18 protein-coding genes are annotated in these 20,661 nt (G+C 70.6%); 10 read left to right on the top strand and 8 right to left on the bottom strand.

All coding sequences use genetic code 11. The features are described from left to right. Positions 1–101: 101 nt before the first annotated feature. The 6 genes from FFK22_RS21915 to FFK22_RS21890 all read left to right on the top strand — a co-directional run bounded on the left by FFK22_RS21915 (position 102) and on the right by FFK22_RS21890 (position 6,020). Positions 102–851, top strand: a complete 750-nt coding sequence (locus FFK22_RS21915; RefSeq protein WP_138888810.1) for an electron transfer flavoprotein subunit beta/FixA family protein — start codon at positions 102–104, stop codon at positions 849–851. A 17-nt stretch (positions 852–868) separates the two neighbouring features. After that, a complete protein-coding gene (locus FFK22_RS21910) occupies positions 869–1,807 on the top strand; it encodes an electron transfer flavoprotein subunit alpha/FixB family protein (RefSeq protein WP_138888809.1) in 939 nt (312 codons plus the stop codon). Positions 1,808–1,955: 148 nt separating this feature from the next. Then, positions 1,956–2,732: a GNAT family N-acetyltransferase gene (locus FFK22_RS21905; RefSeq protein WP_138888808.1), complete on the top strand. Its 777-nt coding sequence runs from the start codon at positions 1,956–1,958 to the stop codon at positions 2,730–2,732. Continuing rightward, positions 2,729–3,970 carry an aldo/keto reductase gene (locus tag FFK22_RS21900; protein ID WP_186002580.1) on the top strand — a complete coding sequence of 414 codons (1,242 nt, stop codon included), beginning with the start codon at positions 2,729–2,731 and terminating at the stop codon, positions 3,968–3,970. Before FFK22_RS21905 ends, FFK22_RS21900 begins: the two co-directional genes overlap by 4 nt. Then, positions 3,967–4,728 carry a cytidylyltransferase domain-containing protein gene (locus FFK22_RS21895; RefSeq protein WP_138888806.1) on the top strand — a complete coding sequence of 254 codons (762 nt, stop codon included), beginning with the start codon at positions 3,967–3,969 and terminating at the stop codon, positions 4,726–4,728. The genes FFK22_RS21900 and FFK22_RS21895 overlap by 4 nt, the downstream gene beginning before the upstream one ends. 8 nt (positions 4,729–4,736) lie before the next feature. Next, a complete protein-coding gene (locus FFK22_RS21890) occupies positions 4,737–6,020 on the top strand; it encodes an aminotransferase class III-fold pyridoxal phosphate-dependent enzyme (RefSeq protein WP_138888805.1) in 1,284 nt (427 codons plus the stop codon). A 250-nt stretch (positions 6,021–6,270) separates the two neighbouring features. Here FFK22_RS21890 and FFK22_RS21885 read toward each other — a convergent pair whose 3' ends face one another. The 8 genes from FFK22_RS21885 to FFK22_RS21850 form a co-directional block, all read right to left on the bottom strand. Further along, complete coding sequence (locus FFK22_RS21885) at positions 6,271–6,771, bottom strand: PRC-barrel domain-containing protein (protein WP_138888804.1); 501 nt, start codon at positions 6,769–6,771, stop codon at positions 6,271–6,273. Positions 6,772–6,889: 118 nt separating this feature from the next. After that, complete coding sequence (locus tag FFK22_RS43920; RefSeq protein ID WP_221938766.1) at positions 6,890–8,041, bottom strand: DUF4167 domain-containing protein; 1,152 nt, start codon at positions 8,039–8,041, stop codon at positions 6,890–6,892. Between the two features lie 146 nt (positions 8,042–8,187). After that, on the bottom strand, positions 8,188–9,078 hold the full coding sequence (prmC, locus tag FFK22_RS21875; RefSeq protein WP_138888803.1) for a peptide chain release factor N(5)-glutamine methyltransferase: 891 nt from the start codon (positions 9,076–9,078) through the stop codon (positions 8,188–8,190). Between the two features lie 298 nt (positions 9,079–9,376). Next, on the bottom strand, positions 9,377–10,456 hold the full coding sequence (gene prfA / locus FFK22_RS21870) for a peptide chain release factor 1 (protein WP_138888802.1): 1,080 nt from the start codon (positions 10,454–10,456) through the stop codon (positions 9,377–9,379). 75 nt (positions 10,457–10,531) lie between these two features. Further along, positions 10,532–11,671, bottom strand: coding sequence for a flavodoxin-dependent (E)-4-hydroxy-3-methylbut-2-enyl-diphosphate synthase (ispG, locus tag FFK22_RS21865; RefSeq protein ID WP_138888801.1), 1,140 nt, complete (start codon positions 11,669–11,671; stop codon positions 10,532–10,534). A 112-nt stretch (positions 11,672–11,783) separates the two neighbouring features. After that, positions 11,784–12,965: a helix-turn-helix domain-containing protein gene (locus FFK22_RS21860; protein ID WP_138888800.1), complete on the bottom strand. Its 1,182-nt coding sequence runs from the start codon at positions 12,963–12,965 to the stop codon at positions 11,784–11,786. Positions 12,966–13,122: 157 nt separating this feature from the next. After that, a complete protein-coding gene (gene ptsP, locus FFK22_RS21855) occupies positions 13,123–15,405 on the bottom strand; it encodes a phosphoenolpyruvate--protein phosphotransferase (protein WP_221938765.1) in 2,283 nt (760 codons plus the stop codon). Positions 15,406–15,418: 13 nt separating this feature from the next. Continuing rightward, positions 15,419–16,639, bottom strand: a complete 1,221-nt coding sequence (locus tag FFK22_RS21850) for an aspartate kinase (RefSeq protein ID WP_138888799.1) — start codon at positions 16,637–16,639, stop codon at positions 15,419–15,421. 172 nt (positions 16,640–16,811) lie between these two features. Between FFK22_RS21850 and ubiG the strand changes: the two genes are divergently transcribed. From ubiG to FFK22_RS21830, 4 genes are all read left to right on the top strand, one after another. Beyond that, complete coding sequence (ubiG, locus tag FFK22_RS21845) at positions 16,812–17,558, top strand: bifunctional 2-polyprenyl-6-hydroxyphenol methylase/3-demethylubiquinol 3-O-methyltransferase UbiG (RefSeq protein WP_138888798.1); 747 nt, start codon at positions 16,812–16,814, stop codon at positions 17,556–17,558. Beyond that, positions 17,555–18,442, top strand: coding sequence for an NAD(P)-dependent oxidoreductase (locus FFK22_RS21840; protein ID WP_138888797.1), 888 nt, complete (start codon positions 17,555–17,557; stop codon positions 18,440–18,442). The genes ubiG and FFK22_RS21840 overlap by 4 nt, the downstream gene beginning before the upstream one ends. A 131-nt stretch (positions 18,443–18,573) precedes the next feature. Further along, positions 18,574–19,716: a glycosyltransferase family 4 protein gene (locus FFK22_RS21835; RefSeq protein ID WP_138888796.1), complete on the top strand. Its 1,143-nt coding sequence runs from the start codon at positions 18,574–18,576 to the stop codon at positions 19,714–19,716. After that, entirely contained in the window at positions 19,704–20,660 is a 957-nt protein-coding gene (locus tag FFK22_RS21830; protein WP_186002579.1) for an NAD(P)-dependent oxidoreductase, read from the top strand. Before FFK22_RS21835 ends, FFK22_RS21830 begins: the two co-directional genes overlap by 13 nt. The last annotated feature ends 1 nt before the right edge of the window (position 20,661 follow it).

Genomic DNA, 20,661 nt, shown 5'->3' with positions numbered 1-20,661 from the left:
CTCTGTTCGCTATCCGCCCCTGGCCGGTTGCCGATCCCGTCCGCGGGCACTAAAAGCGTCCTTCTGCAGCGCAAAAAGCGCGGTCCATGGAGTGCGAGCCGATGAAGATCCTGGTCCCGGTCAAACGGGTGATCGACTTCAACGTCAAGGTCCGGGTCAAGGCCGACGGGTCCGGCGTCGACATGGCCAACGTCAAGATGTCGATGAACCCCTTCGACGAGATCTCGGTCGAGGAGGCGATCCGCGCCAAGGAGGCCGGCAAGGCGACCGAGGTCATCGCCGTATCGATCGGGCCGGCCCAGGCGCAGGAGACGATCCGCACCGCGCTGGCGATGGGCGCCGACCGCGGCATCCTGGTGCAGACCGATGTCGAGCTGCAGCCGCTGGCCGTGGCCAAGCTGCTGAAGGCGCTGGTCGACAAGGAGCAGCCGCAGCTAGTGATCCTGGGCAAGCAGGCGATCGACGACGACGCCAACCAGACCGGCCAGGCGCTGGCCGCCCTCTTGGGCTGGGGCCAGGCGACCTTCGTCTCGAAGCTGGTGCTGGAGGACGGCACAGCACTGGTGACCCGCGAGGTCGATGGCGGCCTTGAGACCATCCGGGTCAAGCTGCCGGCGATCATCACCACCGACCTGCGCCTGAACGAGCCGCGCTACGCCTCGCTGCCGAACATCATGAAGGCGAAGAAGAAGCAGCTGGACACCGTCAGCCCGGCCGATCTCGGCATCGACCCGGCGCCGCGGCTGAAGACGCTGAAGGTGGTCGAGCCGGCGAAGCGCAAGGGCGGCGTCAAGGTCGCCAGCGTGCAGGAGCTGGTGGCCAAGCTGAAGACCGAAGCGCGCGTGATCTGAGGGCGGGGGACCAAGACATGTCGATCTTGATCGTTGCCGACCACGACAACGCCACGCTGAAAGCCGCCACGCTGCACGCCGTCACCGCGGCGCAGAAGATCGGCGGCGACATCCATGTGCTGGTCGCCGGTGCCGGCGCCCGCCCGGCCGCCGAGGCCGCGGCCAAGGTGGCCGGCGTGGCCAAGGTGCTGCTGGCCGAGGCCCCGGCGCTGGAGCACCAGCTGGCCGAGGCCGTGGCGCCGCTCGTCGTGGACCTGGCCCGCGGCTACAGCCATGTGCTGGCGACCGCGACCAGCGCCGGCAAGAACCTGCTGCCGCGCGTCGCCGCGCTGCTGGACGTGCAGCAGATCTCTGAGATCACCGCGGTCGATGCGCCCGACACCTTCGAGCGGCCGATCTATGCCGGCAACGCCATCGCCACGGTGCAGTCGGCCGACCCGATCAAGGTGATCACGGTGCGCGGCACCGCCTTCGAGGCGGCGGCCGCCGAGGGCGGCTCGGCTGCGATCGAGTCCATCGAAGCCAAGGCCGATGCCGGGCTGTCGAGCTTCGTCGGCCAGGAGCTGAGCAAGTCCGAGCGGCCGGAGCTGACCTCGGCCCGGATCATCATCTCCGGCGGCCGCGCCATGGGCTCCTCCGAGAACTTCAAGATCCTCGAGGGCATCGCCGACCATCTCGGCGCCGCCATCGGCGCCAGCCGCGCCGCGGTCGACGCCGGCTACGTGCCGAACGACTACCAGGTCGGGCAGACCGGCAAGGTGGTGGCGCCGGACCTGTACATCGCCGTCGGCATCTCCGGCGCGATCCAGCACCTGGCGGGCATGAAGGACAGCAAGGTCATCGTCGCCATCAACAAGGACGAGGAGGCGCCGATCTTCCAGGTCGCCGATTACGGCCTGGTCGGCGACCTGTTCAAGCTGATCCCGGAGCTCGAGGCCGAGCTGAAGAAGGCCTGAGCGGCCGCCCCAGGCGACGCGGCAAGGCGCATCCTTCGGGATGCGCCTTTTTGCTGCCGGCGGGCCGATCCCGGCCGCCGTCTTCCCCTTGACAGGACCAGCGGGTTGTTCGCTGCTGTAGAGGGCAGCAGCAGGGGGATGCGTCCGGATGGGGGACGAGGCGCCGCGCTATTCCGTCTTCATTGAAGGCGAGACCGTCGATCTGTGCGTGCCGTCCGAGGCGGCGATCGAGGACGGCTGGGCCGACTGGTTCAACGACGCCCGGACGACGCGCTGGCTGTCCCAGGGCATCTACCCGAACCATGTCGAGGACCAGCGCAGCTTCCTGGACTCGATCCGCAGGCGCGACCGCTTCGCCGTGCTGATCTGCGGCAAGGGCGGCGGGCCGCTGTACGGCATCATCTCGCTGTCAGCGATCGACTGGATCGCCCGTTCGGCCCAGATCTCGCTGGTGGTCGGCAAGCCGCCCCCGGGACGCCAGCTGATCCAGCTGGAGGCCATGGCGCGGGTGACCGAGCACGCCTTCCAGCGCATGGGGCTGGACCGGGTCTGGGCCGGCCAGGCCCATCCCGGCCTGGCGCGCTGGAACCAGTGGCTGGAGCTCTTGGGCTATTTCACCGACGGGGTGTTGCGGCGCGGCTTCGTCAAGGGCCGCGAGACCGTCGACAACGCCGTCATGATCGGCTGCCTGGTCGAGGATTACCAAGCGTTGAAGGCCCGGCGCGGCGGCCAGTTCTGGCCCGGCAACGACGTCATGCTGCGCCTGGTCAAGGCGATGCCGAAACACGGCTTCGCCGGCCGGCTCGCCGAGTTCCTGGAGCGCGAGCTACCCCGGTACAAGGCCGAGATCGAGACGGTCGAGCGCCGCGTCCGGGACGGCGAGGATGAAGAGGCCGCGCCGAGACGCCGCCTGGCCGGATCTTGAGCGTCTCACCGCCATGGCGCGGCGCCGCGGCGCTGGGCCTCGGCACCGCCCAGTTCGGGCTCGACTACGGCATCGCCAACGACCGCGGCATCTGCCCGCCCGAGGATGTGGCGGCGATCCTGGAGGCGGCCGCCGCTGCCGGGATCGGGGTGCTGGACACCGCCCCGGCCTACGGCACCGCCGAGCAGGTGCTGGGCGAGGTGCTGCCGTCGACGCATCGCTTCCGCATCGTCACCAAGACGCCGCATCTGGCCGGGCTGCGCGACGAAGGCCAGGTCCGGCGCGCCGTGCGGGACTCCTTCACGGCCTCGCGGGCGAAGTTGCGCCGCGGCCGGCTGGCCGGCCTCTTGACCCACAACGCCAACGACCTGCTGCGGCCCGGCGGCCCGGCGCTGTGGGCGGCAATGACGGAGCTGAAGCGGGCTGGGGAGGTCGAGCACATCGGCGCGTCGATCTACAGCGCCGGGCAGCTCGACGCCGTGCTGGCGCGCTACCCGCTCGACATGGTGCAGCTGCCCTGGAACGCTGTGGACGGCCGTATCGACCTGGCCCGCCTGGCGGCGCTGGCGGACCAGGGGATCGAATTGCACGCCCGGTCGGTGTTCCTGCAGGGCCTGCTGCTCGCCCCGCCCGCCCATGCCGTCCAGGTCTCGCCCGAGGCGGGGGCTCTGGTCGGGCGCTGGCGCGACGCCGTCGCCGCTTCGGGCGCCGACCCGCTGGCGGCGGCGCTGGGCGCGGTGATCGGCCGGCCGGAGATCGGCACCGCCCTGGTCGGCGTGACCCGGCCGGAGGAGCTGGCCGGCATCCTGCAGGCCGTCGCCGCGGCGCCGCCGCCGGTGGCGCCGGTGCAGTCGACCGACGACCTGGTGCTGAACCCTGCCCTGTGGCCGTCCGGCGGCCGCCCGGCCGCGATCCTGACCGGCGCCGCCGTGGCGCTGCGGCCGACGGCATCCGGCGACACCGTGGTGCTGGCCGTGCACGCCAAGGAGGCCGGCGCAGCCCGTGGCACCGTGCGGATCGGCCCGATCGACCGCGCCGCCGGCGAGGCAACCCTGGCCCTGCAGAATGCGGAGGGACTGCCCGCCACCTGGCAGGACGAGGCGGTGGCGCTGGCCTCGCGGCTGGCTTTCGAGCAGCTCGGGCTGCGCCGGCTGATCGCCCCTTGCGCCCGCGCCGGCTGGACCAGCGCCGGGGGGCGCTTCATCCTGGACGATAAGAGCTATTGGGAGCGGACATGACGGTGCTGGCGATCCTGCAGGCGCGGATGTCGTCGTCGCGGCTGCCCGGCAAGGTGATGGCCGATCTGCTCGGCGAGCCGATGCTGGCGCGGCAGGTCGAGCGGCTGCGGCGCTGCCGGATGATCGACCGGCTGCTGCTGGCGACCAGCACCGACGCCGCCGACGACGCGCTGGGCGATCTGGCCGGTCGGATCGGCATCGACTGCTTCCGCGGCAGCCTGGACGACGTGCTGGACCGGTTCCACGCCGCCGCGTCCGGCCACGGCGCCGACCAGATCGTGCGCCTGACCGGCGACTGCCCGCTGGCCGATCCGGAGCTGATCGACCGGCTGGTCGAGCTGCATGTCGCCGGCGGCTACGACCATTCCTGCAACACGCTGAACCCGCGCTGGCCCGACGGGCTGGACGCCGAGGTGATGCGCGCCGAGGTGCTGGAGGCGGCGTGGCGCGAGGCGGTGCTGCCGTCGGACCGCGAGCACGTCACCCGCTTCATCTACACCCGGCCGGAACGGTTCCGGCTGGGCAGCCTGGTCGGCGACACCGACCTGTCGGACCAGCGCTGGACCGTCGACACGCCGGAGGACCTGGCCATGGTGCGGGCGGTGTATGCCGCGCTGTACCCGGCCAACCCGGCCTTCGGCACAGAGGACATCCTGGCTTTCCTGGCGGCGCATCCGGAGATCGCCGCGCTCAACCGCGCCCACCGGCGGAACGAGGCCCTGGAGCGCTCGCTCGCCCAGGACGCCGCCAAACCGTGAGGACCACAGTGGCAGAACGCTATGCGGCATCCGAGGCGATGCTCGACCGGGCCCGGCAGACCATCCCGCTCGGCGCCCAGACCTTCAGCAAGAGCATCACACAGTATCCGCTCGGCGTGTCGCCCTATTTCGCCGCCCGCGGCCAGGGCAGCCGGCTGTGGGATGTCGACGGCAACGAGTATATCGACTTCATCAACGGCCTGGCCTCGGTGACGCTGGGCTACAACGACCCGGACGTCACCGCCGCGGTCAAGGCACAGGTCGACGACGGCACCATCTTCAGCCTGTCGAGCCCGCTCGAGGCCGAGGTGGCGGAGCGCCTGGTGGCGATCGTGCCTTCGGCCGAGATGGTGCGCTTCGGCAAGAACGGGTCGGATGCCACCGCCGGCGCGGTCCGCGTCGCCCGCGCCTATACCGGCCGCGACCATGTGCTGGTCTGCGGCTATCACGGCTGGCAGGACTGGTATATCGGCGCCACCGCCCGCAACCGCGGCGTGCCGGAAGCGACCCGCGCCCTGACCCACACCTTCCCCTACAACGACCTGGCGGCGCTGGACCGGCTGCTGGACGAGCATGCCGTGGCCGCGATCGTGATGGAGCCGATGAACGTCGCCTTCCCGGCCGCGGGTTATCTGGAGGGGGTGCGCGAACGGGCGATCAGGCATGGCGCGGTGCTGGTGTTCGACGAGACCATCACCGGCTTCCGCGTCGCCAATGGCGGCGCGCAGGAGCTGTTCGGCGTCATCCCCGACCTGACCACGCTGGGCAAGGGCATCGCCAACGGCTATCCGCTGTCGGCGGTGTGCGGCCGGCGCGACCTGATGATGGAGATGGAGGAGATCTTCTTCTCCTTCACCATGGGCGGCGAGACGCTGTCGCTGGCCGCGGCCCGGGCGACGCTGGACAAGGTGGTGCGCGAGCCGGTGACCCGGCACATGGCCGAGTTGGGCACCAGCCTGCGCGACGGCACCGCGGCGCTGATCGAGCGGCACAAGCTGGGCGATGTGCTGTCTCTGTCCGGCCACCCGTCCTGGACCTTCCTGGCGATCAAGGACCAGCCGGACGCCAGCGCCTTCGAGATCAAGACGCTGTGGCTGCAGGAGATCTTCGCCCGCGGCCTGCTTTCGCTCGGCAGCCACAATATGAGCTATGCCCACAGCCCGGCCGATGTCGACCACGTGCTGACCGTCTATGACGAGGTCTTCGCCCTGCTGTCGGCGGCGATCGGCCAGCAGCGGGTGCGGGCGGAGCTGCGCTGCGAGCCATTGGTGCCGCTGTTCCGCGTCCGGTAGGGAGATCGCCCCGAACCCTACTGCGACGGCCATCTGACGCGCTTTTCTCCGCTTCCGGTGCTCACGGACTTGAACGTCCGCTGCGCGCCGGTTCTCGAAAACCACGCCAGCTGACTCGTCACAGCGGGTTCGGAACGATCTCCCGGGCGGCACAGTCCCCAAAACGACACCACCCCGCCCGGCCAGGGTGTTCCGGCCGGACGAGGTGGGTCTTTCGCCGCCCCTGCCGGCGGCGAATCAGCCGGGCGTGCTAGCCGCCCGAACCGGTGGTGCCGGTCGTGCCTGTGGCCGGAGCCGCGGGTGCTTCAGCCTTGCGGCCCTCGAAGGCGGGCAGCGATTCCAGCTGTTCCTTGGTCATCGCGGTTCTCACGCCCTCATCGGGCCGGGCGCCGATGGTCAACTTGTCGAGCGGAATGGCCACGGATTTTGAGCCGATGCCGAGGAAGCCCCCAACGTCGATGACCACGGCATCGACCGTCTTGTTGCTCTTGTCGACCAGGACGTCCGAGGTCTTTCCGATCGAATCGCCGTTGGCGTTGGTGACGCTGGCGCCGATCAGGTCGGAGCCGAGGATATGCGATTCCGGAAGCTGTTGCTGACCCTCCGGAACCGTGGTGGCGGGGGCAGCCGCCGCCGGGGCGGTCGTAGCCGGAGCGGTCTTGTCCGCGGGCGGCTGAGTCGTCGTCTGCGCCAATGCCGGCACGGCCAGCAGGGCGACGGCGGAAGCAGCGGCCATCAAGGTCTTGCGCATGATTGGTCCTCCTCGAGGATCTCATGGAGATACCTGAGCAACAGGAGGTTCGACGGCGCGGTTCCGCCGAAGCGACGAAAGCCCGGCGGAGGGCCGGGCTTTCGCTTGGATCGGAATTTTACTCGCCGCCCGAAGGCTCGGCGGGGCTGTCCTCCACCTTCACCTTGCGCGGCCGGCCGGGCCGGCGCTTCGGCGGAGCGGCCGGGGCCTCTTCCGCCGCGACGCCGGGCAGACCGGGCTGTGCCGAGGCCTCGGGCTGAGGTGGCTGCACCGGCACTGCCGCCGGTGCGGCGGGAGCCGGCTGCTCCGACGGCACGGCCTCGGCCGGAGCGGCCGTCCGCGGCGGGCGGCCACGGCGCGGCCGGGCGACGATCGAGGCCGGCAGAGCGAGTTCGGTGTCGAGGCCGCTGTCCTCCTGATCCCGCGGATCGGCGCCGAAGCTGGCCGCGGCGGCCATATCGGCCGGCGCCGGATCGAGCGGGCTCGGGATATGCGGCTGCGGCGCGTTCAGGTCCGGCGGCTGCGGCCGGTCGCTGCGGTAATCCGGACGGCCGTCGCGCGGGCCGCGGAACCGGTCGCGCTGCCCTTCATCGCGGCCCTGGCCCTGATCGCGATTCTGGTCGCGGAAGCCCTGGTCGCGGTCGCGCGGCGGGCGCCCCTCGCGGAAGCCCTGGTCCCGGTTGCGGAAGCCCTGGTCGCGGTTCTGGCGGTCGCCGCCATCGTTACGCGGCTCAAACTCCCGGCGCTGCGGGCGGTCGCCGCCCTGCTCGAAATCGCGGCCCTGCTGGCGGTCGCCGCCGTCGTTGCGCGGCTCGAACTCTCGGCGCTGCTGGCGGTCGCCGCCATCGTTGCGTGGTTCGAACTCCCGCCGCTGCGGCTGCTGCGGCGGCGGGCTGGTGAGCGGATCGTAGTCGGAATCGACGCCCGGCTGGTCGCGGCCGCTGTCCTGGCCCGGCTGGTGCTGCGGTCCGCCATAGGCCTCGTTCATGGCATTGATGATGCGGACATAGTGTTCCGCATGCTGCTGGTAGTTCTCCGCCATGACGCGGTCGCCCGACGCCTGGGCGTCGCGCGCCAGCCCCATGTACTTGTCATAGACCTGGAAGACGTTGCCGCGGATGCGGATGTCCGGTCCGTTGCTGTCGATGGTCTGGTTGCGATTGGGCAGAGCGTTCGGCCGGCGCTGCTGTTGGCCGCCACCGCCGCCGCCACCACCGCTACCGCCGCCGTTCCTGCCGCGCGCACGCCGCGAATTCGGTCCTGGTCTCATCAGCCTTGCTTCTGCAGATCGCTGTTTCCGCGCTGCCGTCCCTCGCCGCCGCCTGACGCGACCGGGCCCAGCGTCATCGTCGCTTCCAGCGCCGGAATGGCGGCCGCCTCAAGCGGTCAAGCCCGGAAATGACGGAATAAGGGACCCTAACGGCAATCCCGCGTCGGGCCAATGCTTTTTTTCGTCCCCGACGTCGCGACCACGCAACGCGGTATGCCTGCGAGATCGTGCGGCGTGCCGACGATGTCAAGGCCGGCGCCGCGGAACAGCGCCGACACGTCGGCCGCCTGGCCGATGCCGAGTTCGACCACCGCGGTGCCGCCCGGCACCAGCAAATCTGGCAGCGCCGCGGCCAAGGCGCGATAGGCGTCGAGCCCGTCGGTGCCGCCGGACAGGGCCAGGCGCGGATCGTGGTCGCGCACCTCGGGCTCCAGCGCCGTGATATCGGCCTCCGGGATATAAGGCGGGTTGGACAGGACGAGGTCGCAGCGGCCGGCCAGCGCCGTGGCCCAATCGCCGACCAGGAAGGCGGCGCGATCCGCCAGGCCCAGCGCCCGTGCGTTGTCCCGCGCGACCCGCGCCGCGGCCTCGCTGCGGTCGACGCCGATGCCGAAGGCGGAAGGCCGGTCGTGCAGCACGGCAAGCAGCAGGCAGCCGGTGCCGGTGCCGAGGTCGAGCACGCGCAATGGCCGGTCCGGCACGGCGGCCAGCGCCGCCTCGACCAGGGTCTCGCTGTCCGGCCGCGGGTCCAGCGTCGCCGGGCCCAGGGCGAAATCGAGGCTCCAGAATTCGCGGTGCCCGAGGATGCGCGACACCGGCTCATGTGCGGCACGGCGATCGAGATATCCGGCAAAGCGCGCGGCTGCGTCCGGCGGCATCGGCTCGCCGCCACGCGACAGCAGGCCGGTGCGGTCGATGCCGAGCGCGTGCATCAGCAGGATGCGGGCGTCAGTGAGAGCACCGTCGATGCCGGCGGCGGCCAGCCGCGCCGTGCCGTCGCGCAGGGCCTCGGCGATTTCGGGAGGACGGGGGGTCATGGCGCGACCATCCCGCAGCGAAAAGCGACCCCGAACGCAGGAACGCGTTGCCTCTCCCGCTTGCGGGAGAGGTCGGGCGTCCGCAGGACGACCGGGTGAGGGCAAAGCGGCGCCGCCGCGCGTGCAACTCTTGACGGCAGGGCACGCGCGATCCCCCCCATCTTGAAGCGCTCATCCCGGGATCCCGGCCGGCAGGCCCTCACCCGGAGCCGCTTCGCGTCTCCGACCTCTCCCGCAAGCGGGAGAGGCAACGCGATCGAACGGTCACGAAGCGCTCTCGCGGACGGGAAGGAAGAAATCACGGCTGGTCGGCGAGGGCAGCGAGGCGGGCGGCTTCGTCTTCGGCGATCAGCGCCTCGACCAGCTCCTCCAGCGCCTCGCCCGCCAGCACCTTGTCGATCTTGTAGAGGGTCAGGTTGATGCGGTGGTCGGTGACCCGCCCTTGCGGGAAGTTGTAGGTGCGGATCCGCTCCGACCGGTCGCCGGAGCCGACCTGACTGCGCCGGTCGGCCGCCCGCGCCGCGTCCTTGGCCGCCCGCTCGGCCTCATACAGCCGGGCGCGCAGGATCTTCATCGCCTTGGCGCGGTTCTTGTGCTGCGACTTCTCGTCCTGCATCACCACCACGATGCCGGTCGGCAGATGAGTGATGCGGACCGCGCTCTCGGTCTTGTTGACGTGCTGGCCGCCGGCGCCCTGGGCCCGGAACACGTCGACCCGCAGGTCCTTGTCGTCGACCTGGATGTCGACCTCTTCCGCCTCCGGCAGCACCGCCACCGTGGCCGCCGAGGTGTGGATGCGGCCCTGGGTCTCGGTCTCCGGCACGCGCTGGACGCGGTGGGCGCCGCTCTCGAACTTCAGCCGGGCGAAGACGCCGCGGCCGCTGATCTCGGCCGAGGCCTCCTTGTAGCCGCCGAGCGGCGTGTCGGCGATGTCCATGACCTCGAAGCGCCAGCCGCGGATGGCGGCATAGCGCTGGTACATCCGGAACAGGTCGGCCGCGAACAGCGCCGCCTCGTCGCCCCCGGTGCCGGCACGGACCTCGAGGATGGCGTTGCGGTCGTCGGCCTCGTCCTTCGGCAGCAGTTGCACCTGCACCCGCCGCTCCAGCGCCGGCAGGCTGTCGCGCAGCGCGAACAGCTCCTCCTGCGCCAGGGCCCGCATCTCGGGGTCGGATTCGGCCGCGGCCATGGCCTCGAGCTGGGCCAGCTCGGCCCGGCCGCGATGCAGCGCCGCGATCTCCTCGGCCAGCGGCTCGAGCTCGGAATATTCCTTGGAATAGGCGGTGAACTGGTCCGGCGACAGCTTGCCGGAGCCCATGCCGTCGCGCAGCTCGGCCACGCGGGACAGGACACGGTTCAGGTTTTCGTCGAGTTGCACGGAAGGCTCAAATCAAGGGAACGGGCCGGTCGGTCGGATGATCTACCGAAGCCCGCTAGCGGCCGGACAGGCGGGTCATTCAGCCGCCTGGGCCGCGGCCGCCTCGGCCTCGGCGCGCTCCGCATCAATCTGTTTCGCCTTGTCCTCGACCAGGGAGACCAGGTGGTCGACGATGCCCTCGTCCTTCAGCCGGTGGTTCGGCAGGCCGTTGATGTAGACCTGATGCGTGCCCTTGCCGCCGCCGGTGAAGCCGATGTCGGTCATCGTCGCCTCGCCCGGGCCGTTGACCACGCAGCCGATCACCGAGACGGTCATCGGCGTGGTGATGTGGGCCAGGCGCTGCTCCAGCACCTCGACGGTCTTGATCACGTCGAATTGCTGCCGGGCGCAGGACGGGCAGGAGATGATGTTGACGCCGCGGTGGCGCAGGCCGAGCGACTTCAGCATGTCGAAGCCGACCTTGACCTCCTCCACCGGATCGGCGGAGAGCGAGACGCGGATGGTGTCGCCGATGCCGGACCACAGCAGCATGCCGAGGCCGATCGACGACTTCACCGTGCCGGTGCGCAGGCCGCCGGCCTCGGTGACGCCGATATGCAGCGGGTAGTCGCAGGCCTCGGCCAGCGCCTGGTAGGCGGCGACGGCCAGGAACACGTCCGACGCCTTGCACGAGATCTTGAAGTTGAAGAAGTCGTGGTCCTCGAGGATGCGGATGTGGTTGAGCGCCGACTCGACCATCGCCTCCGGGCAGGGCTCGCCGTACTTCTCCAAGAGCTCGCGCTCCAGCGAGCCGGCATTGACGCCGATCCGCATCGAGCAATTGTGGTCCTTCGCCGCCTTCACCACCTCGGCCACCCGCTCCTTCGAGCCGATGTTGCCGGGGTTGATGCGCAGGCAGGCGGCGCCGTTCTGGGCCGCCTCGATGCCGCGCTTGTAGTGGAAATGGATGTCCGCGACGATCGGCACGGTCACTTCCGGCACGATGTGCTTCAGCGCCGCGCTGGATTCCTCGTCCGGGCAGGAGACGCGGACGATGTCGGCGCCGGCGATCTCGAGCGCCCGGATCTGGTCGATCGTGCCCTGGATGTCCGTGGTCCGGGTGTTGGTCATCGACTGCACGGTGATCGGCGAATCGCCGCCGACCGGAACCTTGCCGACATGGATCAGGCGGGACTTCCGGCGTTGAATCTGGCGATAGGCGCGGACGGCGCTCATGACGGGACCCTAGGTGATGCGGCGTTCGTTGCGCGACAACATGGCCCTTTCGCGCCGATCCCGCAATCCGGCAGGCGGCAATGCGACCATGTGCAGCCGGCGCCGCTCACGCTCAATTGGTTGCGGCCGGCGCGCCCCGCAGCTTCTGCGGGTCGAGCGCGATGTTGCGCACAACCTGGCCGGGGCCGCCGAGCGCCGCCACCGCCTGGCCGTCGACCTCGATCTGCAGCCCGCCGGCATTGCCGGTGGTCAGGCGCTGGCCCTCCTGCGACGGCACGGCATAGGTCTCGCCCGCCGCCATCACCCGGGTCATCACCAGACCGCCCTGGCGGTCGCGGATCTGGACCCAGCTGTCGGCGCTGGCGCGCAGCATGATCCGGCTGTCGCCGGGGCCCGGCACCTGCGACGCCGGCGGCTCGTTCGCCAGGGCGGCGCCGAGCGGGCGGTCGGCCAGGGCCATGGTGGCGGGCAGCTGGGGGGCCGGCGCGGGCTGGGATTGCGGCGCCGCCGCGATCTGCGGCGCGGCGGGGGCGGGAGCGGCGGGCGGCGCCGCCGCGGTCTGGGGCGGCGCGACCGGGGCCGCGGGCAGCGGCAGGGCCGGGGTGCCGGCCGGGGCGGTCGGGCCCGGCACAATCGGGCCGGCGGTCATCCGCTCGCCCGGGCCGGGTTCGGCCGTGGGGGCCGCCGCCTGCAGGCTGGGCCCGCTGTTCGGGGCGGCCGGCTGCACCACCGGGCCGGGGTTCGGCTCGGTCTGCGTGCCACCGTCGAGCAACGCCGCGAAGCGCCCCGGCAGCGCCGCGATCTCGGCCGCCACGTCGCGGTTGGCCGAGGACAGATAGTACCAGCCGGCATAGGCTAGGCCGCCGATCAGCACCGCGATCATCAGGATCGCACCGCCGGGGATGCGGCTGCCTTCCGGCACCGGCGCCGGGAAGATCAGATCGGGCTTCTTCTCGACCGCGGTGGATTCGCGCTTGAAGCGCGCCACCACCTGGTCGCCGTCGAAGCCGAGGAACTCGGCATAGGTGCGGACGAAGCCGATGGCGTAGACCGGGCCGGGCAGGTCCTGGTGGCGCCCGTCCTCGATCGCCTGCAGCAGCCCATGCCGGATCCGCAGCGCCGCGGCCACGTCGTATAGGCTGTAGCCGGCGATCTCGCGGGCCTGGGCGAGGATGCGGCCGACCGGTGCGTTCATGTCGATCACGTGATCCACCGCCCCGGCATCGACAGGGTTGTCTGGGGAGTCCGTGGTCTCATGCACCACGGCGAGGTGTTTCCGATTGCTCTGGGCCATGTCGTTCGAGCCGCTTTGTGCTTGAGCGAAGTGTTACAGATGAAAGCTGGCACGTCGCCCTGTCATGATGTCGAGGCCCACTCCCCCACGACCGAGACGACAATCTTTATTAAGACGATTCCGGCGGCACAGCAAAACGAATCCGAGACTCGTCGCACTATATCGCGACGTCATGATCGCGAGCATAGGCGCGGATGGCGGGACGCAGCGAGCCGCGAGCATTGGCGCGGACCTGAGACAACCAGCGCGAGAAATGGCCTAGATCCAGGCTGCGGACCATAGTCCTGACGGCGCCGATCGCCGTGGCCGGCATCGACAAGGTGCGAAATCCCAGCCCGAGAAGAGTCATCGCCTCAATCGGCCGCGACGCCATCTCGCCGCACAGGCTGATTCGGCGGCCGGCGGCATCGCTGCGGGCCACCACCTCGGCCAGGGCCGCGACCAGCCCGGGCGACAGCGTGTCGAAGCGCTGCGCCACCCGGGTGTTGGTGCGGTCGGCGGCATAGAGGTACTGCATCAGGTCGTTCGAGCCGACGGAGACGAAATCGGCGGTGCGCAGCACCTGGTCGAGCTGCCACAGCAGCGACGGCACCTCGAGCATCACCCCGACGCGGATCTCGTCCGACACCGGCGCGCCCAGGGCCACGGCGCGCGCCACCTCGCGGTCGAACAGCGCCCGGGCGGCGTCCAGCTCGGTGACCTCGGACACCATCGGGAACATCACCCCGAAAGGCCGCCCGGCGGCGCCCTGAACCAGGGCCCGCAGCTGCTGGCGCAGCATCGCCGGCCGGTCGAGGCCGATGCGGATGGCGCGCCAGCCGAGGGCCGGGTTGTCCTCGTCGATCTCGGCGAAGTAGGGCAGCCGCTTGTCGCCGCCGACATCGAGGGTGCGGAACACCACCGGCCGGCCCTCGGCCAGGTCGATGACCCGGGCGTAGAGGTCGGTCTGGGTGGCGACGCTGGGATATTCCGACCGCACCATGAACGGGATCTCGGTGCGGTAGAGGCCGATGCCGTCGGCGCCGACCGCGTCGAGATGCGGCATGTCGGAGAGCAGGCCGGCGTTCAGCATCAGCGACACGGCGGTGCCGTCGCGCGTCACCGCCGGCAGCCGGGCCTCCTCGGCATAGACCTTGCGCTGTCCGGCCTGGACCTGGATCGCCTTGGTGATGGTGTCGATCACGTCCTCGGACGGGCGGACGAAGACGTTGCCGTGGTCGCCGTCGACCACGATCGGGTCGAGCGGCTCGATCAGCCGCATCGCCTCGACGCAGCGGCCGACCACCGGGATGTCGAGGGCGCGGGCGATGATCGCGACATGGCTGGTCGCCGACCCCTCCTCCAGCACCAGGCCGCGCAGCTTACGCCGGTCGTAGTCGAGCAGCTCGGCCGGGCCGATGGCGCGCGCCACCAGCACCATGTCGTCGGGCAGGGTGCCCAGCGCCGCGGCCGAGGTGCGGCCGGCGAGGTGCAGCAGCAGGCGGTTGGCGAGGTCGTCGAAATCGACCAGGCGCTCGCGCAGATAGGGGTCGGTGACCCGGGCCATGCGCGCCGCCATGTCGTTCTGGACGCGCTGCACCGCGGCCTCGGCCGACAGGCCGGTGTCGATCGCCTCGTGGATCCGGCTGAGCCAGCCGCGGTCCTCGGCGAACATGCGGTATGTCTCGAGGATCTCGCCGCCCTCGCCGATGCCGCCGGCCCGGTGGTCCGCCACCAGGTCGTCGATCGAGCGGTGCATGTGCTCGACCGCGTCGCGGAAGCGCTCCGCCTCCACCACCGGGTCGTCGGCGACCATCTGGCGAACGGTGATCTGGGTCCGGTGCAGCACCGCCAGCCCCTGGGCCAGGCCGCCGCTGAGGGCGACGCCATGCAGCCGGGCCGGCAGCGACACGGCGGTCGGGCTGGCCACCTCGCCCGGCCGCGCGATCTCGCCGCCGACGATCAGCTCGGCCACCACCATGGCGATGGTCTCGAGCGTCTCGACCTCGTCCTCGGAGTAGTTGCGCTTCATCTGGTTCTGGATGACCAGCACGCCGCGCACCTTGCCGCCGCGCAGGATCGGCACGCCCATCAGCGATTCGTAGGGGTCTTCGCCAGTCTCCGGGCGATAGGCGAATTTCGGATGGGTCGGCGCGTTGGCAATGGCCACCGGCCGCGCCGTCGCCGCGATCTCGCCGACCAGGCCTTCGCCGACCCGCAGCCGGGTGCGGTGCACCGCGTCGGGGTTGAGGCCGATGGTGGAGAACAGCTCCAGCACGTCGCCGGGACGGGCGACGTAGCAGGAGCAGACCTCGGCCACCACCTCGGCGGCGATCAGGGTGACGATCTTGTCGAGGCGCGACTGCGCGGTCCCCGACCCCGCCATGACGTCGCGCAGGCGGGCGAGGAGGCGACGCGACGGCCCGATGCCCGGGGCGGGCCCGCCCGCCGGCCGGGTCATCAGGCCCGCTCCATCAGGCCTTGTCCAGGCCGTAGGCGGTGTGCAGCGCGCGGACCGCCAGCTCGGTGTATTGCTCGGCCACCAGGACGCTGATCTTGATCTCCGAAGTCGAGATCACCTGGATGTTGATGCCGTTCTCGGCCAGCGCCTTGAACATGCGCTGGGCCACGCCGGCATGGCTGCGCATGCCGACGCCGATGACCGAGATCTTGACCACGTTCTCGTCCGGGATCAGGTGGCTGTAGCCCAGTGAGTCCTTGTGCTGGGACAGCACCTTGACCGCACGCTCCAGATCCGCCTTGCCGACGGTGAAGGTGAGATCCGTCGCCTGGCCGTCCTCGGAGATGTTCTGGACGATCATGTCGACATTGATGTTGGCATCGGTCAGCGGCCCGAAGATCGCCGCCGCCACGCCCGGCCGGTCCGGGACGCGGACCACGGTGATCTTCGCCTCGTCCCGGCTGTACGCGATCCCGCTGACGACCTCTTTCTCCACGATCTCGTCCTCGTCCACCACCAGGGTTCCCGGCACATCTTCGAAGCTGGACAGCACCTGGACCCGGACCCGATGGTTCATCGCCATCTCGACCGAGCGGGTCTGCAGCACCTTGGCGCCGAGCGACGCCATCTCCAGCATCTCTTCGTAAGTGATCTTATCGAGCTTCCGTGCCTTGCGCACGATCCGCGGATCGCAGGTATAGACGCCGTCGACATCGGTGTAGATGTCGCAGCGATCCGCCTTCAGCGCGGCGGCCAGCGCCACCGCCGAGGTGTCGGACCCGCCGCGGCCGAGCGTGGTGATGCGGCCGGATTCGGCCACGCCCTGGAAGCCGGCCACCACCGCGACCTCGCCGCGCGCCAGCGACGCCTCGAGCTGCTCCGCGTCGATGTCGAGGATGCGGGCCTTGGCATGCGCGCCGTCGGTGTGCACCGCGACCTGCCAGCCCTGGAACGACCGCGCCGGCAGGCCGATCTCCTGCAGCGCCAGCGCCAGGAGGCCGGAGGTGACCTGCTCGCCCGAGGCGACCACGGCATCGTATTCGCGCGGATCATGCAGCGGCGCGATGTCGTTGCAGTACTTCACCAGCTGGTTGGTGACGCCGGTCATCGCCGACACCACGACCGAGACCTGGTTGCCGCGCGCGACCTCCGCCTGCACCCGACGGGCGACGTTCTTGATCCGCTCGACATCGGCGACCGACGTGCCGCCAAACTTCTGAACAATGCGCGCCATCGGCCGCCGCGGGTTTGTGGTGACAGGGGCGCCCCGGGCCGGAATGCCAGCATTGCGGCCACGAGGCCCGCTACCCATACTGCGTCGCCGAGACCGACGCAACGTCCCCCGTGCTGCGTGGCGCTCGCGCGGCCCGAGGTTTGGCACAACCGAAAGACGAGGACCCTTCTTCATGGCGCAAAGCCCGGCGGCGACGATCGATTCCGCCGAGATCGCCCGCTTCGAATCGATGGCGGCGGACTGGTGGGACCCGGACGGCAAGTTCCGCCCGCTGCACCGGATGAATCCGCTGCGCATCGGCTATATCCGCGACCGGATCTGCGCCCGGCTGGGCCGCGACCCGCTGGCGCCGAAGCCGCTGTCCGGCCTCAGCATCCTCGACATCGGCTGCGGCGGCGGCCTGCTGTCCGAGCCGATGGCCCGGCTGGGCGCCGCGGTCACCGGGGTCGATGCCGGGGCCGAGGCGATCGGCATCGCCCGCGCTCATGCGGCGGAATCGGGCCTGGCCATCGATTACCGCTGCAGCAGCGCCGAGGACCTCGCCGCCTCCGGCGCGCGCTTCGATGCGGTGCTGGCGCTGGAGATCGTCGAGCATGTGGCCGATGTCGACGCCTTCTGCGGCGCTCTGGCGGCGCTGCTGCAGCCGGGCGGCACGCTGGTGATGTCGACCCTGAACCGCACCCGGAGGAGCTGGGCCGTCGCCATCCTCGGCGCCGAGCACCTGCTGCGGATCATCCCTCGCGGCACCCATGAATGGCGCAAATTCCTGAAGCCGCACGAGCTGGCGGCGGCGCTGCGCCGGGCCGGGCTGGAGGTCGGGGACATCGCCGGCATGCTGCCGGACCCACGCGGCGGCTGGCGGCTGGCGCCGCACCGACTGGGGGTCAACTACATCCTGGCGGCGGCCAGGCCGGGATGATCGTCGTCACCGGCAGCGCCGGCTATCTCGGCTCCCGCATCGCCGCATCGCTGCTGTGCGGCGGGCCGGTGGCCGGGGTCGACCGGGTCGAGGCGCCGACCGTGACTCATCGCGCCGACATCCTGGACGGCGTCACCCTGCGCCGGGCCTTCCGCGGCGCCCGGGCGGTGATCCACACCGCCGGACTGAACGGCGGCCCGGCAGCGCCGTCCGTGGCCGGGGAGTTCCAGCGGATCAATGTCGGCGGCACCGAGGCGGTGATCGCGGCCGCGCGCGAGGCCGGGGTGCGCCGGCTGGTGCTGACCAGCACCACCGCGCTCTACGGCGGCGCGATCCGGTCCGCCGACGCCGCGGTCTGGGTGACCGAGGACCTGCCGGCGATGCCGGAGACGCCGTATGAGGAGAGCAAGCGCGCCGCCGAGGCTCTGGTCCTGGCGGCCGCCGGGTCGTTCCCCGACGGCTGCCTGATCCTGCGCTGCGGCCGGTTCTTCCCGGCGCCGCCGAACGAGACGGTGAACGACCGGCTGTATCGCGGCGTCGACCCGCGGGATGTCGCGGCGGCGCATATCCTGGCGGCGGAATGGCCGGGTGGCGGCGCCCGGGTGCTGAACATCGCCGCCGCCAGCCCGTTCACGGCGGAGGATTGCGGGCGGCTGCGCCGGGACCCGCTGCCGGCGCTGCGCCGGCAGCACCCCTTCGTCGAGGGCGCCTACCGGCAGCTCGGCTGGCGACTGCCGGCCACGATCGACCGCGTCACGTCGATCGACGCGGCGCGGCAGGCGATCGGCTATGCCCCGCAGCATAATTTCCGTGAGGCTCTGGCCGAGCAGCTCTGGCTCGACGCCTGGCCGCGCCGGTCCGAAGCCACGCCGGATGCGGGCTGAAGGCCGGTCCGCCAGGCGGTTTGCGGTAGAATTTGTTCTTGCCGGCGGTCCGACCGTGCTATCTAATTCTCGTTAACGGTTGCGACAACATTAGCGCATGATATTTTATGCGCACCTGCTGGTGAGTTGGGATGAATATCGGGATTTTTACCGAGTTGTATCCTCCGAGCATTGGCGGGCAGGAAATTCGCTTTGCCGAACTCGCGCAAGTGTTTCGAGAGCGCGGCCACAGCGTCTCGGTATATTGCATCGCGCATAGGCGCGATTTGCTGAAACAGGAAACCCTGAGCGGCGTCGAGGTCCACCGCTTTCCCGTGGACGAGCACTATCAACGGCCGCAATCCCGCCTATTACCTCGGAATCCGGTAACCATACTAAAATATGCAACCTGGGTGCGCGGCGTGCTGAAGGCGCGCAGCTTCGACCTCAGCCTGTTCAACCAATGGCCCCTGGCCCATATCGCCCTCGCGCCGCGCCGCGCCCGGCAGGGCGCCGTGCTCGACTGGTGCGAGGTGCGCGAGGCCCGCTTCTACCGTTTCATGCAATGGATGCTGCCCCGCCTGAGCGGGCAGAACATGGGCGTCGGCCCGGCGGTGTGCGACCGCATCGGCGCCGCATCGGGCCGGCCGGTGTTCTACCTGCCGAGCGGCATCCGCCGGTCAGCTTATCGCAGCCTGCCGGCCGCGGAGCGCCGCGACATCCTGTATCTCGGCCGCATCACGGCGCACAAGAACCTGACCTTCCTGATCGACGCCTTCGCCCGGCTGAAGGCGGCCGGCCACAACCGGGCCGGGTCGCTGGGCGACGACGAGCTGGTGATCGCCGGGGACGGTCCGGCGCTGCCGGCGCTGCGCGCCCATGCGGCGGCCTCGCCGGCCGCGGGGCAGATCCGGATCCTGGGCCCGGTCAGCGAGCAGCAGAAGATCGACCTGCTGGGAGGGGCCAGGCTGCTGGCGATCCCGAGCCGGCGCGAGGGCTTTCCCCGCATCGTCGCCGAGGCCATGGCCAGCGGCCTGCCGACGGTGACCGCGCGCTTCGCGGAGAACGGCACCGGCGACGTCGTCGACCATTACGGCTGCGGCATCGTCACCGAGCCGGAGATGGAAGCCTTCACCGGCGGGCTGATCACCGCCGCCGACCGATGGGAGGAGCTGTCATGGCGCGGCCTGAGCCGCGCCGACGAGCTGGATTGGCAGGCGCTCGCGGAACAGCTCGAGGCCCGGGCCGTGGGCGGAATTTCAAACGTGAAGGTTCAGGATTCATGCGCATTCTGATCACGGGCGCGGCCGGATTCATCGGCAGCCAGATCACCCGGCGCCTGGCGCGCGACGGCCACGAGATCCTGGCCGTCGACAATCTGTCCTTCGGCCGGGAGAGCTCGCTGCCCGAGGAGGCGGTGCTCAAGCGCCTCGACCTCGCCGCATGCAGCAGCACCGAGCTCATGGAGGCGGTCGAGGGGTTCCAGCCGGACGGCGCCATCCATTTCGCCGCGATCCACTTCATCCCCTATTGCATGAGCCATCCGGACGAGACCTTCGCAACCAATGTCCGAGGCACCGAGCTGGTGCTGCGGGCGCTGGAGCGGACCCCGGCGCGCAAGGTCGTCTTCGCCTCGACCATGGATGTCTACGCCGCGGAAGACCGGGTCCATCGCGAGACCGACCAGCCCGCCCCGGTCAACGCCTACGGCCTGTCGAAGCTGCTGGGCGAGACCCTGCTGGCCTACGCCACCCGCACCAGCGACCGGCTGTCCGGCGTGGCCCTGCGCTTCGCCAACGCCTTCGGCCCGGGCGAGACCAACCCGCATCTGATCCCCGACGCCCTGAGCCGGATGCGCGACCGGTCCCAGCCGGAGATCCGCATGGGCTATCTCGGCGCCACCCGCGACTTCATCCATGTCGCCGACATCGCCGATGCCGCGATCGCCGCGCTGTTCCAGGACACCGGGCGGTTCGAGGTGTTCAACGTCGCCTCCGCGGCGCCGACGCCGGTGCGCGACGTGGTCGAGACCATCCGACGCCTGGTCGGCGACCCCCGGCCGGTGGTCGAGGACCAGAAGCAGTTCCGGAAATTCGACCGCCCGTCGCTTTCCGCCGACACCGGCAAGATCCGCTCGGCGCTCGGCTGGACTCCGAAATGGTCGCTCGAGGAGGGCTTGCGCGACCTGGTGCGGAGGACCGTCGCATCCGAGCCGCGCCCCTTGAGCAAGATCGCCTGAT

Source organism: Mycobacterium sp. KBS0706 (assembly GCF_005938675.2).
Taxonomy (GTDB): Bacteria; Pseudomonadota; Alphaproteobacteria; order DSM-16000; family Inquilinaceae; genus Inquilinus.
The sequence above is the reverse complement of the archived record's forward strand: the minus strand, read 5'-3'. Positions and strand labels throughout refer to the sequence as shown.

Coding starts and splice junctions, on each gene's coding strand:
- FFK22_RS21850 (WP_138888799.1), bottom strand. CDS start 16,639: ATGGCGCGCATTGTTCAGAAGTTTGGCGGCACGTCGGTCGCCGATGTC.
- ptsP (WP_221938765.1), bottom strand. CDS start 15,405: ATGACCCGGCCGGCGGGCGGGCCCGCCCCGGGCATCGGGCCGTCGCGT.
- FFK22_RS43920 (WP_221938766.1), bottom strand. CDS start 8,041: ATGAGACCAGGACCGAATTCGCGGCGTGCGCGCGGCAGGAACGGCGGC.
- FFK22_RS21840 (WP_138888797.1), top strand. CDS start 17,555: ATGATCGTCGTCACCGGCAGCGCCGGCTATCTCGGCTCCCGCATCGCC.
- FFK22_RS21860 (WP_138888800.1), bottom strand. CDS start 12,965: ATGGCCCAGAGCAATCGGAAACACCTCGCCGTGGTGCATGAGACCACG.
- FFK22_RS21835 (WP_138888796.1), top strand. CDS start 18,574: ATGAATATCGGGATTTTTACCGAGTTGTATCCTCCGAGCATTGGCGGG.
- FFK22_RS21905 (WP_138888808.1), top strand. CDS start 1,956: ATGGGGGACGAGGCGCCGCGCTATTCCGTCTTCATTGAAGGCGAGACC.
- FFK22_RS21895 (WP_138888806.1), top strand. CDS start 3,967: ATGACGGTGCTGGCGATCCTGCAGGCGCGGATGTCGTCGTCGCGGCTG.
- prmC (WP_138888803.1), bottom strand. CDS start 9,078: ATGACCCCCCGTCCTCCCGAAATCGCCGAGGCCCTGCGCGACGGCACG.
- ubiG (WP_138888798.1), top strand. CDS start 16,812: ATGGCGCAAAGCCCGGCGGCGACGATCGATTCCGCCGAGATCGCCCGC.
- FFK22_RS21910 (WP_138888809.1), top strand. CDS start 869: ATGTCGATCTTGATCGTTGCCGACCACGACAACGCCACGCTGAAAGCC.
- FFK22_RS21830 (WP_186002579.1), top strand. CDS start 19,704: ATGCGCATTCTGATCACGGGCGCGGCCGGATTCATCGGCAGCCAGATC.
- FFK22_RS21915 (WP_138888810.1), top strand. CDS start 102: ATGAAGATCCTGGTCCCGGTCAAACGGGTGATCGACTTCAACGTCAAG.
- FFK22_RS21885 (WP_138888804.1), bottom strand. CDS start 6,771: ATGCGCAAGACCTTGATGGCCGCTGCTTCCGCCGTCGCCCTGCTGGCC.
- ispG (WP_138888801.1), bottom strand. CDS start 11,671: ATGAGCGCCGTCCGCGCCTATCGCCAGATTCAACGCCGGAAGTCCCGC.